The organism is Arcicella sp., assembly GCF_964672035.1.
Genome location: NZ_CBABQS010000045.1, coordinates 1 through 16,068 on the forward strand (window position 1 = coordinate 1; position 16,068 = coordinate 16,068).

The following is a 16,068-nucleotide window of genomic DNA, read 5'->3' on the forward strand; positions in this document are numbered from 1 at the left end:
TTTTTAGCCAATAAATTTCTTGAATTTTTATTCAATTATCGGACATCGTATAGATAATTGAAAATGTTGTGGAATTGCTTCTTAAAAGTGTAAAATTGGCGATTTCAAGACTATAATTTAGATTATATCCGTTACTACTGCCATCCCCAGTGTATGCTCCTCCAATATTATTAATAACTATTTGGGCAGTACCACTTAGGGTTATAGTTCCAGAAGAAGTTCCTAATGTGCCAGCTCCAGCCCCAGCGTAATTGGAGATAACTAATTTTAAATTAATGCCTGTCGGAAGCGTTCCCGATAATTGAGCGGTTATTTTTCGAGTAATCCCCGTTACTACTGCCGATGAAAAATTTATCCATTTTGTTGAATTGGTTGGATTGATAGTTACGTTGTTTCCAGCCTGAGTTGGTACTACCAAATCCAAGCTAAAAGCCGTATTATTAGGAGCAATATCCAATAAGGTAATGCTTGGAAGAGTTACAGAAACATTAACCGATGTTTGTGCATTGGCAGAAAAAGCCAAGTTTATAAAAATTACGACAAATACCTTTTTCATTTATTAAGTGAAAGATTATAATTCCTATTAGAAAAATAAATTTTCCTTTCGGTGGGCTGGATTTTAAAGTTCACTTCTTTCAATTTATCAGATTCTATTTCCACCGTCTGTTCAGGGTTTTGAACGGTGAATAGTGGTTGATTACCGGGTAATATTACTTTAATTTTCCACATATCTGGCTTCATCTCTTTAAAAGAAAATTCATTATTACTATTCATTTGGGTAGTAAAACTTTCGTGGTCATTGTATAAAGTAACTAAAACCATTGGACTTTTTTCCGTATCAACTACCTGGTGAACTTTAGAACTATATTCAAAATTAACCTTACCCACAACACCTCCTGTTTTGATGAACGCAACATTGATTTTGCTTGTACTGTCGGCCTTAACATTCACTTGCATCGGGAACTTAGTGGTTGAAATTACCCCCACTTTATTGCTAACTATTTTTAGGAAATACTGGTCAGGCACTAAATCTTTGAAGTAAAATTTGCCTGAAGCATCCGTCAAGAAGCGTTTTTCTCCCAATTGTACCATAACTCCTTCTTTTGAAATGTCATTATTCATACCAAGAATTTCTCCTGAGATGGTTCCTAATTTCTTGTTTTTTGCGATGGGTAAATTTAATTTCAAGATATATTTTGCCGAGAAAAACATGGTATTTTGATAAGAATCGGGTACATTGGGCAAAAACACTTGTCCGCTACTGAAACTGAATTGGTGATGTTTTGAATCATAATTCAAGGAAGCATCCAAGAAAGTTCGTTTTTCAAATAACTGGTCGGGGCTATAATTATTTCTATATAGCAAATTTATACTCAGGTTTTGCTTTATATTAATTCTTACATTGCCACCGTAGTAAATAAGGTTTTGTAATGAATTATTGATGGTATATTTTCGAGTATGTTGATGTTCAAAGTAAGCGCCTATCCAAATTCCAGGAAGAATTCTAACGGAAGGCTGAATTAAATTTGAGAATGACAAATTTTTTGAAAGACTATCTGCGGATAAGAAATTCTGAGAAAAACCATATCTTGATTGGGTAGTTAGTGAAAACTTATTTGAATTCAACATATATGATAAATTACCCAAATCTTCTTTATAATGGAATTTTGAAGGAGTTTGTCGGTCTTCACGCTCCTGTTTAATGAAATTTAGCGTGATTAAATTTTGCTGATTTGGTTGGTAGGAAATATAACTTAAGTAGGTTTCTGCGAATGGCGAAAACGAATACACGTTAGCATCTAAACTTGGATTTGTTCTGGAGAAATTCGTGTTAATTCCTACGCTGATTTTTCTGGATAGTGCGTAATTCAAGCCATTGATTAAAAGCCACGAATTATTATAAAATCCATAAAAATTCTTGTCAGCATAAACCAATTCATTATTTAGTTGAAATTTGCCCAATCGGAGATAGAACTTATTATAAAACCCCACACTGATTTTTTTCTCAGCTTCTCCCATCGCAATTTCAGATTCAATCATGAAATTATCTTTTCTAATTTCAAGGGAAGTTCCTACGATATTGGACGTAAAAATATGGTTAGGTAATGTTAAATTTTTTGAGATGGCATTGAATGAAATTGAACTTCTGTTGGTAAAATTATACTTGATACTACCTCCAAAAGCATCTTTTTGATTAGGAAAGAAACGTGCTTTTTGATAAAAGACGGACACACTTGTTTTATCAAATTTTTGGTCAATTTTTACACCTCTTCCATAACGCCCAAATTCCATCAGATTATTAAGTCTTTCCAAATAATCACCTGCGGTTATAGTCAATTTATCCTTGTATCTGTATGATAAGGCGTATTCGTCCGTACTACCTACCGCAGGAAAGTCAAACTGGTTTGGACCTCTTATTGAAAAACTTAGATGATTCTTATTGTCAAAATCAAGAAATCCATTACCATTTGCATAGTATTGGTAAGCACTCACAACATTGTTACCAAAATTATATTGAAAATATCCACCTCCCGCTTCTACTGGAAACCGAAGGTATTTATCATTTTTTTTGATTTTACTCGAATAAACGGGTATTTGAATAAAACTAATAATGGGAGCCTCTTTATTTTTTAAGTGTACTTTTAAATCGGCAGTTGTCTGCCAAAAATTTTGTTCAGTAATTGGAATACGTTGTTGAACATAAACGTTTAAAGATGAATCAGGTTCAATTGAATAAAATTCTTTATTCCCTACAATATCACCTCTACTGGTTTGTAGCCTAACTTTTTCTACTTTATTGCCAGAATTTTGAACTAAAAATTTGCTTAGCACAAGGTCTCCTTCTTGAACATACTCATGCTGAGTTAAATTAACGATTTCAATATTGCTAACTTCTACAACAAAAACTGAAGCACGTTTAAAGCCCATCACAGCTTTCCCTGAAATTAATTTGAAAAGCATAAAATATTCTTTAGAAGTGCTATTTCGGGAGATACAAACCGTATATAAATACCTGGTTAACGTATTATCAATTACCGTTTTTTTATGGGTTAGTACAGACCAATTGGAGGGTAATACTAAAGTATCACGTAAGTTCTTTTCATTATTAATCGCATTTTCTACCTCAAAATATAAAGTAAGATGTCCTCCCATAGCAACTTTTCTCTGGAAATCAGATGTAGTAATGGATATTTTTTCTTGGCTATATGCACAAAAACACAACCCAAATGCAAGTATGAGGATGATAGTTCTCAAAAAAGTGTTTATGATATATGAGCGGTATGGTATATTTTTCTATTCTCTAAATTTGATGACAGGTGTTCTAAAACAATCCATGTTTTTTCCAATCGTCATTCTATTTTAATCGAAACATTGGAGCCAAATAAGTCTTTTGAATTGTCGGCAATTATTACGCCATCGTAGATTCCTTTGGGTAAATCTTTTAGTTCCAAATCAAATATATTGCAAAGATTTGGATAAATTCTTTTGAGAGACCCCTGAAATACTTTCAGTTTTTTCCCCTTTGAATCGTAAATTTCAAGCAAAACTTTTGTTTGTGCAGAATATAAACCTGTATTTTTTAATTTTATCTGCACAACATTAAAATCAGTGTTCACCCCTTTTTTATACTCAACATTCTCAAATTGGAGTTTTGGACTCTCAAAGCCCCCAACTTCAGTGATTAATTGGATGGCATAACGGATTTTAGAAACTACTTGAAGTGCCTGATTGTCCTCTTTACGAATTGGGTCTGCTTCTTCAACCATCAATACAGTCCAATATGAACCTTTCTGGTTTAGTGATTTTGGAACATTAATTGTATAACTTAACTCGTATTCTTCATATGGAGCAAGGATTTTTTCGTCAACATTAACTTGCAACCAACTACCCATTGAGCGTGGATTAGTATTAATATCTTTATACTCAAAAATGGAATTGTTATCACAACTCAAAACCAAGTCCTGTTTGTAAATAATTATTCTGTTCTCTGTTGAGGAATCGTTTCTTACTTTTACTTTGCTGTTAATTCTTGTTCCAGCATCACCCGAATGGACATGAGTTAACCCATTGAGAATCATGACGCTCGAGAATATTTTAATGGAAGTGAAAAATAATAATAATAAAAGAATACTGATCTTTTTCATGCGAAAGGTTTTATCTAAATGAATGGCAATTTCCCATTCATTTAGATAAATTTAAAGTATAAAAACGCTTAAAATGCGAAAAGTGGTCAGTTGTCGGAATAATTTTATAAAGTAACCTACTCATAATATCCAGTTTCAAACCACTCCTCAACTTTTTAGTTGTCAGCCAAACTATACGTTATGGTTACTATTGTACTACCCGCCTTCAAATTCGCATAGTTTGCATCCAAAGCAGCGAATGAATACGTTAATTTATGACCGTTACTTGCTCCATTAACTGTGTAAGCACTACCAATTGCGTTAATAATAGGTTGGTCAGTTGTTGTTAATGCTACCGTTGAAGCAGGCGTACCTTTCGTTCCAAAACCTGTGGTTGCAGCCGCAGCCACTACTGAGATAGTAACACCTGGTACTAAAGCACTTGCTTTTACATCAACTCTACGAGAGGTACTTCCAAGCCCTGTTGCTGCTAAAATTGAAGAATAATTTAACCAAATGTCTGTATTTGCAGCTGGAATTGAAATTTTATCTCCCGCTGCTGCAGGCGCTGCTTGTGCAAAAGTCGCTGTAAAGTTTTTACTCACACTTGTTTTTAAGGCGAGTAGAGCAACACTCGGGACAACAACCGTAATTTGATGATTGTCAGTCTGAGTGTCTTGTGATTTAGCGTTGAATGCCATTACTGAAATAAAAAAGGTGCTGAGGAGAGCGATTTTTGTTAAGTTCATGTATATAGTTTGTTAAAAATTAATGTGAAATGATTTATATATTTTCTGAGGTAGAAAGACACCTGTACCCGTAGAATAACCGCTAATACTCGTAAGAATATTTTGATTAGCTGTGCTAAGTGTTACACCAGCAGATGCGGTTTTACCAATACCATTGCCATTGGTCATGCTTGGAGTAGCAGCAGTTAATTTAACATTAACCCCACCAGTAGTAGCACCTACTTTAGCTGAGATACTATGTTTGACAACGGCTACTGCTGCAGTAGCCGTTGTTCGTTAAGGAAAGATGCCATGGAAGCCTAAAGCCAATAAAGTAATGACCGTAGAACGTATTAATTTTCAAATTTTTGTTTGAAATAACTGTTAAAAATTGATTTAAGATACTCGGTAATATAAAATTGGGGTATTCGATTACAAATTATTATACGAGCGAATAATGCTCTTGTATCCATGTTGCGATAACCAATTCAATTTTTCGTTTGCTCCTTCTTTTGTATAAAATTCGCCGAACATTAATTTAAAAATTTTACCCGTATCCTTCGCTCCTACTTGCACGTAAATTTCTTCCTTTTTTACACCCATCTTCAGTAATTCGTCGTATAAATCTTGAACCATATCCAGACTTGAAAGTGCCGTTACTTGCACACCAAACCTTTTTGGATTTTTCTCTAAACCATTAATATCGTAGGTATGATTGACCGAAAAAGATTCAGCGGATATTTTTGGCACGGTGGCTATAGCAGGTTTTATTTCTTTAATCTCTTCTTTTGCATAAACATCTCGGTCCTTATTCAAAAGATTACTTAGCGCCTTGTCAGTCACTTTTTCGGTTATTGGTTGTGACACAACTTCTAATTTCACACTTACTTTTCCACTGGCTATCATGCCTAATTTTGAAGCCGCTTCTTTCGATAACGTAACAATTCTACCCGCTTCATCACATTTACAATGATCATTTATCCGAACTGTAACGGTTAGATTATTTTCTAAATTAGTGATTTTTACTAAGGTATTTAAGGCATATTTTGAATGAGAAGCGGTAAGTTGAGAATCATCATATTTTTCTCCAGAAGAAGTTAATTTTCCCTTAAGGTGAGCTGCGTAGTAACGAGCAATTCCTTTTTCTTCACCATCATTGAAAAAGCTAAGTTGATTTGCTACTATTTGAGCAGAAAAACACAAAAAAATTATTAGTAAAACATAAACCTTTTTCATTTCCTTAAAATTTAAAGAACCCCTTCAAACTTATTTTTTTTGTCACGAATGGTTTCATTTTTAACGTAAATTTCAAAATTCAGATTCACCGTGGAACATACGTTACACAGCGAAACTATGCTGTATAAGTTATGAAATATGAAATAAATCTAATTTTATTCAAAGCGAAAAATTTAAAAGACTTACGAAGCATAATTAGTATGTTAAATTATTTTTATTTGATGAATATCGTAATCAAGCCCCCATATGTTTAAAACGAACGGGCGTTCCTGTAAACTTTTCAGTTTATTTAACACGTAGAACATAGTTGAATAATTTCTAATTATTCGTTAGTCCATTTCAGTTTAATATTTGGTAAGCATTTTTTATTAGATATTATCGGCTTTGATTTTTCAAAAGTAAACGATGATAGAAGATGTTCAAATCAAAAAGTGCGTGAAACAGACAAATTTGATTCGGAAGCGGACATTGGGTGGGTTAATTTTCAGCAAGCCATTCCATAAAATGAGCCGTTTTTTCTTTACTAATTATTAATTGTTCTGGAAAAGGAAGCATTAAATTGATTAATAATTTGCGTCCAAAATACTTGGAAACATCTTTAATGACTTTGCGATTGACAATAAATTGCCGATTAATTCGATAGAATTCTGGAGCTAATTTATCTTCTATTTCTTCCAAAGATTGAAAAATGGGGAAATGACCTCCTTCCAACGTGTGTAATTGAACAATTTGGTTTTTAAGTTAGAATAAACAAATATTTACCACGGGGATGGGAAGAATTTTATCACCTTGATAAACGATTAAAGATTGTATTTTACTCATTTTGGGTAACAAAGCCGCTGAGAGCTTAGTATAATCAATTTGGGAAGCGCTAAATTTTTCTTTCAACGAGTGGTATTTATTAAGCGCAAGCGCCACACTTGTTTTATCAAATGGTTTCGTAATATAATCGATTCCATTATTTTTAAAAGCTTCCATTGCATATTGATTATAAGCGGTACAAAAAATAATCGGAGAATTCACCGATACTTTTTTGAATATATCGAATGAACGCCCATCGCCTAATTGAATATCAGAAAAAATGAGATTGTAGTCTGAATTTGTTGAAAAATATTCAATTGATTGAGTCACGGTCGGCAAAGTTGCCATTATTTCAATTCCAGAATTCAATGAGGTCAAAACGTAAGACAAGTCCTTGGCAGTTAATTTTTCATCTTCAATTATTACTATTTTCATGATCTTAATAGTGTTAGACGTACTTTAAAATAATGTTGGTTTTTAGTTATAATAATGGGCTGCCCAGTCTGAATTTTCATTCTTACATTAAGGTTTTGAAGACCTGTTTTTGAACTCGCATCCGATGAAAGTAGTGCTTGAACATTATTGACAATTGTTAGCTTGCTACCTTTTACTTCAACCCGAATCGTGAGCGGATTCATCAAACTCACAATATTATGTTTAAGAGAATTTTCTACTAAACTTTGCAAGGCAAAAAATGGAATTCTATCATTTAGAGAATTTGAATCAATCTCAGTTTTGTATATTAAGCCATCTTGAAAACGCATTTTCTGTAAATCTATGTATTTCTTACACAAAAACAGTTCTTCTTGTAGCGATACCAAATCATTAGTTTGACCAATACTGGCTCTTAAAAATTCTGATAATTTCATCAAATAACTTTCGGCAATCTGAGGGTCTCCTCTCATTAAAGACTTCAACGAAGACAAAGCGTTAAATAAAAAGTGAGGATTTATCTGATTTTTTAATTGTGCCAATTCTGTTTGTAAGTTATTAATTTTCAATTGATTATTTTCATCTTCTAAGTGTCGTTTAGTTTCAATCGTATCCATCAATGTATTAATAAAAAATATAACGGCATTCATTAAAGTGAGACCGAGCGCTCGAAAAAGCCACACATTTTTGATGCCAATCGTAAACAAATTTTGAGTAATTGGATGTAATAAACTCATGAGTGAAATTATACAAAGCGTGCTGGCAAGCCATTTCCACCACAGCGATTTGAGCCGACGAATAAAAAAAACCGAAAAAATAATATTTAACATCCAACAAATGATTCCAAACGAAATATTCATTAAAAAAATCAACAAAAAATTATGTTTTGTTTGGACAGAATTAAAAAAAATGGGTGTTATTACCAACACTCCAAACGCTTGCGAGCTGAGAAGAATGATTGACAAACGTTTCAGAATTATATTTTTAATGGTCATGAGAAAAAAAAATCTTCTACTAAAAAAGTAGGAGCGTAAAATGAGATGAACAAATAGTTAGGATTGATACGAAACAAAATTAGTAACCTTATACACGCCCAATAGTAATCAATTCGATTTTATTACGATACAACTTTAGTCGACCAAGCTTTTCTACTTTTTTCAATAATATAGCAATAACTTTTCTTATGGTAACGAGTACTTGGGCTAATGTTTCTTGTATAATATCAAGAAAATTACATTCGTAATGTTCAGATTTACGATTAAGTAATGACAAAAGGCGTTCATCTTAATTTATGAAATACTATTTGGGCGATTTCCATCAATAAATCTTTAAATCTTTTTTGGCAAGTTGTAGCTTCAACAAATCGTAAACACAAATTGTTTCTGAGCTAAATATTTTAGAATCCATTCATCAATTTTTTCAACGGGAGTGGTAACAAATCTGGTTTTTCATCTGTAATGCCCATATTTTCAATGTGTTTGTGGTCAAGACAGTACTTAAGAAACATCACATTAATGTCCAATCTGAGGTTTTCACAACAATTTTCCGAAAATATACAGTTTCCAACTACTCGATTAGTTAATACTTAAAGATTCGGCTTTTAAATACTTGAGAAGGAACATTATTATCAGCTAAAATCTTATAGACGCTTGTAGAGGTCTGCTGCACATTTCGGGTAGAAGTTTGCCCCAAATTTAAGTGACTCCCCTATCTCCGCTCTCGATGTTTTGTTTGGATAGCGAAGGAGCATATTTAAAGACAACAGAGAGAAATGTAAGTAGCTCAATTAGTAGTGAAATAATGGAATAATTTGCCCTATTTAAAAGCAAATTATTCGAGACTACATAGGCTTTGAAAGACCTTAAAATGGCGTAAATACATCAAAAAAGTCCGTGTAAAAGTCTGAAATTCAGATTTTTACACGGACTTTTTTTTGTAAAATTTGCTTGTAACCCAAAAATATTTATTTCGCTACCGAAAATTTATAAATCGTTGTCGTTTTATAGGTTTCATTTGGTTTCAAAACTGTCGTTGGGAAAGCCGCCTGATTTGGTGAATCTGGATAATGTTCTGATTCAAGACATAAAGCAAAACGCTTTTGATAATTTATGCCACCTTTTCCAGTCAATTTTCCATCTAAGAAGTTCCCTGTATAAAACTGAATCGCTGGTTCTGTAGTCATGACTTCCATTTTACGTCCCGATATTTCCTCAACAACAGTAGCTGCAAGACTCAATTCATTGGGTTCTTTTTTGTTCAAAATCCAAGCGTGGTCATAGCCGCCACCCAAAACAATTTGCTCATCTTTTACTTCATTTATTCCTTTTCCGATAACGGTTGGTTGCGTAAAATCAAATACGGTTCCTGTTACGGAACGAAGTTCTCCCGTTGGAATTAACCCTTTATCAACGGGTAAAAATTTGTCCGCATTCAGCATAACCGCATGTTCAAGAATATTATTTTTTGAGGCAGAAAGGTTAAAATACGAATGATTCGTTAAATTGATAATCGTTGTTTTATCCGTCGTTGCTGAATAATCTATCTTTAAAGCATTGTCTTTTTGTAAAGTATAAATTACCGTAACATTCAAATTTCCTGGATAACCTTCTTCACCATCTTTGCTCAAATAAGTTAACTTCAAAGCAGGTTCCTCTCCTTCAATTGACTCTGCATTCCACAAAACTTTGTCGAAACCCACCACGCCACCGTGCAAATGGTTTAGGTTATTATTCGTTGCTAATTGATACGCTTTTCCTTCTAAGGTGAATTTGCCTTTTGAAATCCTATTTCCGTAACGCCCAATGATTGCTCCAAAATACGGTGGTGGTGTTAAATATCCCGCTAATGAATCAAAACCCAACACGATGTCTTCGTATTTTCCGTCTTTATCAGGAGCAGTCCAGTAGCTGATAACGCCACCGTAATTAGAAACTTTCACTACCATACCATTGGCATTTTTCAAGGTATACGAATCGGCTTTACGTCCATCGGGAAGTGTACCGAATGCTGTTTTTTCAATTTTATTCACAATTACTGAATCTTTTTGTTGGTTGTCTTCGGTCTTTTTACTCATGCAACTTTGTAAAGCTACAACACCGATGGCAAGTGTAATGAATGATTTTAATTTCATGTTAATATTGTTTTTGGGTTTGATGATTGTTTACCAGAAAATAGCGTAAATAACGACAAAAATAGCCACGATAAGAATAGCGCCATAGCGGAATATTGGCTCCACTTTAAACCATTCTTTGTTTACTACAAAAGCCTTTTCTTGGTCTTTTCCTTTCGATTCAATCAAACTGATGGTGACATGAACCAATGAACAAATCCAGAAAACAACGCCCATACGATTCATGAAAGGGTATTCTGGAAATTGATAATTTATCCATGACGACAAAGCGATACTTAAAATAGCCGCCGTTAAAGCACCATTGGCAGTTGCTTTTTTCCAGAAGAAACCTAATAAGAAAATACTCAAAATACCGGGAGAAATGTAACCTGTATAGACTTGGATGTACTCAAATGCTTGACCAAAGTTTCTTAAAAATGGACTCACGACCAACGCAATGGCAAAGGCAACCACAATGGCAACTCTTCCTGTCCAAACTGTTTGTTTTTCCGTAAGATTTTTGTTGAAATATTTTCTATGAATATCCAAGACATAAATCGTTGAAATACTATTGGCTTTCCCAGCCAAACTTGCTACGATGGCGGCGGTAAGGGCCGCAAAAGCCAAACCTTTTAACCCAACTGGTAACAGATTTAATAATACTGGATACGCATTATCAGGTTTTACGATTCCGTTTTGCGTAATGCCATTCACAATTGACGCATCCGCATTTTCTTGAAAGATTACGTAAGCGGCCAATCCCGGTAAAACCACAATAAACGGCATCAGCATTTTCATAAAAGCGGCAAATAAAACGCCGTTTCGAGCAGTCTTTAAATCAGCTCCTAAAGCACGTTGCGTCATGTATTGGTTACAACCAAAATAGTTTAAATTATTCACCCACTGTCCTCCGATAATAAACATCATTATGCCGGGTAATTGGCGGTAAGCATCAATAAATCCACCACGACCATCATGAACTTGGTATTGATTTGGCGTAAAAATCATGTGTAAATGACTATCCGCTTTTTCTTTAATCAAACTTAATCCTTCAAAAACACCCGAACCTGTTCCCACCTTATCAGATAATAAATCAAGCGCTAAATAAGTAGTTGCTAATCCACCGAATATCAAGCAAACCACTTGAATAACATCGGTATAGCCAATCACTTTCATCCCGCCCAAGGTTATTATTACGGCAAAAACGGTGAGGAATAAAGTACAAGTCATGAAACTTAATCCCGTCATTTTTTCTAAACTAATTCCTCCCAAATAAATGATGGAAGTAAGGTTTACGAAAATGTATAGAAATAGCCAAAAAACTGCCATAATGGTCGCCAAACGTTCATCGTAACGTTTAGCCAAAAATTGTGGCATGGTATAAATTTTGTTTTTCAAATACATCGGCAAAAAATAAACCGCCACGATGATTAACGAAACCCCTCCCAATAATTCATAAACAGAAATAGCAATTCCTAACTGAAATGCTTGTCCACTCATGCCAATAAATTGTTCCGCAGAAATGTTTGAAGCGATAATCGAAGCTCCGATTGCCCACCAAGTTAATGAACCTTCGGCAAGAAAAAAGTCTTTTGAGTCGCCACCATTTTGTTTGCCTTTATTTTTATAAACCCAGTAACCATAACTGGAAACGATGACGAAATAAACAAAGAAAATGCAGTAGTCGAGGGTTTCTAAACCAAGTTTCATAGTTAAATATTAAAAAGGTTAATTAAAATATTAGCAACCTTGTCCGTAATAGGCATTTTTGCCGTGTTTGCGTTCAAAGTGTTTCATTCTGAGGGTGTCTTTTATGCGAGGAGTAAGCGGGTTTATTTGTAAAGTCAGATACGCCATTCGGGCAACTTCTTCCAATACTGCGGCATTATAAACCGATTTCTCCGCATTTTTCCCCCAAGTAAATGGTCCGTGATTTTGTAATAAAACCATTTCCATTTCTTTGTGTGAAAGTCCTTTGTCTCTCAAACAATCAAAGATTTGATTACCCGTTTCGTACTCATAATCGCCTTCAATCATTTCGTCCGTTAAAACTGCCGCACAAGGAATATTTTGGTGCGTATGGTCGGCGTGGGTAGTGCCAAAAATGGGAATATCCATCCCTGCTTGAGCCCACGCAACGGCGTAAGTGCTGTGTGTATGCGTAATTCCACCAATATCCTCCCAATTTTTGTACAATTGAGCGTGCGTTTTTGTATCAGACGATGGACGCATGATTCCTTCTACCACTTTGGCATCATAATCTATAATCACAATGTCTTCGGGTTTTAACAAATCGTAATCAATCCCACTTGGTTTGATAGCGAAAACGGCTTTATCTCGGTCAACGGCACTGACATTTCCAAAAGTAAAAAGTACCAAACCGAGTTTAGGAAGTCGCATATTTGCTTCGTAACACTCTTCTTTTAAGGATTTGTATTGATTCATAATATTTTATTTAAACGCAACCTCATTATATCTCAAATCATTTTTCAAGCCACGAATGGTGGTGTCTTTGTCAATGATTACCAATTCAATATTCAAAATATCCGCTAAATCTTCCATGTATTCCGTCGTAAGTGTCTGACTATAAACGGTATGATGCGCACCACCCGCCAAAATCCATGATTGCAAACCTACTTCCATACTTGGTTGTGGTTTCCACAAAGCACGAGCCGTTGGTAATTTTGGGAATTCTTCCGTTACTTTAACCGCTTCAACTTCGTTGACAATTAATCTAAAACGATTTCCCATATCAACCAAAGAAACATTAATTGATGGGCCTTCTTGTCCGTTGAAAACCAAACGAACAGGATCTTCTTTGCCACCAATGCCCAATGGATGAACTTCGCATTTCACGATTCCATCCGTAATCGTTGGACAAATTTCCAGCATGTGAGAACCCAAAACCATTGGATTGGCAGGATTGAAATGATATGTATAATCTTCCATGAACGAAGTTCCGCCTTTCATGCCGCTCGACATTGCTTTCAAAATATGAACCATTGCCGAAGTTTTCCAGTCGCCTTCGCCACCGTAACCGTAACCTGCCGCCATCATACGTTGTGAGCCAATGCCTGGCAATTGACGCATTCCGTGTAAATCCTCAAACGTGTTGGTGTAAGCAGAATAGCCGCCGTCTTCCAAAAATGCTTTTAATCCTAACTCAATTCTGGCTGCTTCTACCAACGAAGAACGCATCGCTCCACCGTTTGCCAAAGAAGACATCATTTGGTAAGTTGTTTCGTATTCTTTAATTAAATATTGAATTTCAGCATCCGAGATTTGATTAATAACTTGGACTAAATCGCCAACGGCGTAAGTATTTACTTCAAAACCAAATTTCATTTCAGCCGAAACTTTATCGCCATCCGTTACCGCTACGTAGCGCATATTATCGCCAAAACGGGCCACCTTCATGGTTTTCATTTTGTATTTTCCTACTGCTACCCGAGACCAAATGTTGATTTTTTCAAGCACCGAATCTGCTTCCCAATGTCCAACCACAACTTTACGGTTGATACGCATTTTAGACATGATATGTCCAAATTCACGGTCACCGTGAGCCGACTGGTTAAGGTTCATGAAATCCATATCAATCGCAGAATATGGAATATCACGGTTAAACTGCGTGTGTAAATGCAACAATGGCAATTGAAGAATATTTAAGCCATGAATCCACATTTTTGCGGGCGAAAATGTGTGCATCCAAGCAATAATACCGATACAATTTGTGGTAGCGTTGGCTTCCTTACAAATTGCCGTGATTTCTTCCGTAGATTTTACAACGGGTTTAAACACCACTTTCACAGGAATTTGAGAAGTATTATTGAATGAATCAGCGATGATTTTTGAATGTTCATCAACTTGACGAAGGGTTTCTTCTCCGTATAAATGTTGGCTACCTGTTATAAACCAAACTTCAAAAGTTTTTAGATTGAGCATTATTTTCAGTGAATTTTCCTAATTTTTGATATTTTTCGTACAGTTTTTTATAAACTTCAACCGCTTCTGGGCGTGGTGAATAATTGGCATCAAATCCAGAACCCATTGCTTTTTGAGCATCAAATAAGTTGGCATGAATTCCTGCGGCAACCGAAGCATTCATGGCAGCACCCAAAGCACAAGCTTGGTCTGAACTGGCCACTTTTATCGGCATATTCAACACATCCGAAAGCGTTTGCATCACAAAAGGTGATTTTTTGGCCACGCCTCCAATGGCAATTACTTGTTTAATTGGCACACCTTCTTCGATAAATCTATCCACAATTGCCCTTGAACCAAAGGCGGTTGCTTCTACAATCATTTTAAATATTTTAACGGCATCCGTTCCTAAATCCATGCCCATAAAAGATGCTTTTAGGGTATGATTTGCATCGGGCGTTCTTCGACCGTTTACCCAATCCGTTGCCACAATATCGTTTTCTGTAATGGATAATTTTGAAGCCTTTTCTGATAAATAAGGAATTAGTTTTTCGCCTAATTCATCGCCTGCTTTATCGCCCAAAATTGTTCTAACCGGTTCCGTAATAATGCGTTGAAACCAAGCGTAATAATCTCCGTAAGCCGATTGTCCCGCTTCCATGCCCAACATATTTGGGATGATTGACCCTTTCACTTGTCCGCAAATTCCTTTAATAAGTAAATGCCCAATTTCTTCATTGGGAGCAATGAGCATATCACAAGTCGATGTTCCCATTACTCTTACAAAATCGTAAGGTTGAATTTCAGCTCCAACCGCTCCCGCATGACAATCAAACGTTCCAACGCCAATGACAACATCGTTTGGAACACCCAATTTTGCGGCCCATTCTGCCGAAATTGTTCCCATCGGAAGGTCAGCAGTATAGGTGTTTTTAAATAATCGTTCTCTCAAACCCGATAAAAGTGGATCAAGTTTTGTCAAAAATTCTTCGGAAGGTAACCCTTCAAATTCTTCGTGCCAAAGTGCTTTATGTCCTGCTGCACATCTTGAACGTTTGAAAGTCAAAGGATTGGTATTTCCTGATAAAACCGCCGAAACCCAATCACAATGTTCAACCCATGAAAATGCTTTTTCTCGCACTTTTTCATCTACTCGCAAGGTGCGGAGAATTTTTGCCCAATACCATTCTGACGAATAAATTCCGCCTACGTATTTGGTAAAATCAATGTCCCAAGCGTGAGCCAAATTATTGATTTCTTCAGCTTCTGCATTGCCCGTATGGTCTTTCCAGAGGATAAACATGCCGTTTGGATTTTCCGCAAATTCTGGAAGTAAAGCCAAAGGCGTTCCATTTTCATCGACTGCCACGGGCGTTGAACCCGTTGTATCGACCGAAATTCCAACAATATTTTGTTTGATTTCATCTGAAAGACCTTCTAAAGCCCCTTTAACTGCCCCTTCCAAACCTTCCAAATAATCGAGTGGATGTTGTCTAAATTGCGACGTGGAAGGATTACAAAAAAGTCCTTTTTGCCACCTTTCATAATAATGAACGGCAGTACCTATGCTTTCACCTGTTTGGGTATTTACAATCAGAGCACGAACTGAGTCTGTACCATAATCAAGCCCTATCGTGAATTTATTTTGCATAATCTTGCTTATTCGTGTTAGATTAACACATTTAAAATTTCAAACTTATTGACTATAAAACACTTA

The 16,068-nt window shown here is 35.5% G+C and carries 14 protein-coding genes; 1 reads left to right on the forward strand and 13 read right to left on the reverse strand.

Annotated features, from left to right (window positions below; translation table 11 throughout):
- Positions 1-31: 31 nt before the first annotated feature.
- The 4 genes from AC1W31_RS12895 to AC1W31_RS12910 all read right to left on the reverse strand — a co-directional run bounded on the left by AC1W31_RS12895 (position 32) and on the right by AC1W31_RS12910 (position 4,873).
- On the reverse strand, positions 32-556 hold the full coding sequence (locus tag AC1W31_RS12895; protein ID WP_481734866.1) for a hypothetical protein: 525 nt from the start codon (positions 554-556) through the stop codon (positions 32-34).
- Positions 553-3,153 carry an MSCRAMM family protein gene (locus AC1W31_RS12900; protein WP_481734867.1) on the reverse strand — a complete coding sequence of 867 codons (2,601 nt, stop codon included), beginning with the start codon at positions 3,151-3,153 and terminating at the stop codon, positions 553-555. The genes AC1W31_RS12895 and AC1W31_RS12900 overlap by 4 nt, the downstream gene beginning before the upstream one ends.
- A 197-nt stretch (positions 3,154-3,350) precedes the next feature.
- Complete coding sequence (locus AC1W31_RS12905) at positions 3,351-4,145, reverse strand: hypothetical protein (protein ID WP_481734868.1); 795 nt, start codon at positions 4,143-4,145, stop codon at positions 3,351-3,353.
- Positions 4,146-4,300: 155 nt separating this feature from the next.
- Positions 4,301-4,873 (reverse strand): hypothetical protein, encoded by a 573-nt coding sequence (locus AC1W31_RS12910; RefSeq protein ID WP_481734869.1) that lies wholly within the window; start codon positions 4,871-4,873, stop codon positions 4,301-4,303.
- A 112-nt stretch (positions 4,874-4,985) separates the two neighbouring features.
- Between AC1W31_RS12910 and AC1W31_RS12915 the strand changes: the two genes are divergently transcribed.
- On the forward strand, positions 4,986-5,153 hold the full coding sequence (locus AC1W31_RS12915) for a hypothetical protein (RefSeq protein WP_481734870.1): 168 nt from the start codon (positions 4,986-4,988) through the stop codon (positions 5,151-5,153).
- A 131-nt stretch (positions 5,154-5,284) separates the two neighbouring features.
- Here AC1W31_RS12915 and AC1W31_RS12920 read toward each other — a convergent pair whose 3' ends face one another.
- The 9 genes from AC1W31_RS12920 to AC1W31_RS12960 all read right to left on the reverse strand — a co-directional run bounded on the left by AC1W31_RS12920 (position 5,285) and on the right by AC1W31_RS12960 (position 16,002).
- Complete coding sequence (locus AC1W31_RS12920) at positions 5,285-6,088, reverse strand: septal ring lytic transglycosylase RlpA family protein (RefSeq protein WP_481734871.1); 804 nt, start codon at positions 6,086-6,088, stop codon at positions 5,285-5,287.
- A gap of 477 nt (positions 6,089-6,565) precedes the next feature.
- Positions 6,566-6,817 (reverse strand): LytTR family transcriptional regulator DNA-binding domain-containing protein, encoded by a 252-nt coding sequence (locus tag AC1W31_RS12925; RefSeq protein ID WP_481734889.1) that lies wholly within the window; start codon positions 6,815-6,817, stop codon positions 6,566-6,568.
- Between the two features lie 12 nt (positions 6,818-6,829).
- Entirely contained in the window at positions 6,830-7,324 is a 495-nt protein-coding gene (locus AC1W31_RS12930) for a LytR/AlgR family response regulator transcription factor (RefSeq protein WP_481734872.1), read from the reverse strand.
- Entirely contained in the window at positions 7,321-8,058 is a 738-nt protein-coding gene (locus AC1W31_RS12935) for a sensor histidine kinase (protein ID WP_481734873.1), read from the reverse strand. Before AC1W31_RS12935 ends, AC1W31_RS12930 begins: the two co-directional genes overlap by 4 nt.
- 1,226 nt (positions 8,059-9,284) lie before the next feature.
- Positions 9,285-10,451 (reverse strand): aldose epimerase family protein, encoded by a 1,167-nt coding sequence (locus AC1W31_RS12940; RefSeq protein ID WP_481734874.1) that lies wholly within the window; start codon positions 10,449-10,451, stop codon positions 9,285-9,287.
- Between the two features lie 30 nt (positions 10,452-10,481).
- On the reverse strand, positions 10,482-12,140 hold the full coding sequence (locus AC1W31_RS12945; RefSeq protein WP_481734875.1) for a sodium/sugar symporter: 1,659 nt from the start codon (positions 12,138-12,140) through the stop codon (positions 10,482-10,484).
- A gap of 30 nt (positions 12,141-12,170) precedes the next feature.
- The gene (locus AC1W31_RS12950) at positions 12,171-12,875 is read right to left on the reverse strand and encodes an L-ribulose-5-phosphate 4-epimerase (RefSeq protein WP_481734876.1); all 705 of its coding nucleotides are present in this window, start codon (positions 12,873-12,875) and stop codon (positions 12,171-12,173) included.
- Between the two features lie 6 nt (positions 12,876-12,881).
- Positions 12,882-14,372 carry an L-arabinose isomerase gene (gene araA, locus AC1W31_RS12955; protein WP_481734877.1) on the reverse strand — a complete coding sequence of 497 codons (1,491 nt, stop codon included), beginning with the start codon at positions 14,370-14,372 and terminating at the stop codon, positions 12,882-12,884.
- Positions 14,350-16,002, reverse strand: a complete 1,653-nt coding sequence (locus AC1W31_RS12960) for a ribulokinase (RefSeq protein WP_481734878.1) — start codon at positions 16,000-16,002, stop codon at positions 14,350-14,352. The genes araA and AC1W31_RS12960 overlap by 23 nt, the downstream gene beginning before the upstream one ends.
- Positions 16,003-16,068: the final 66 nt, after the last annotated feature.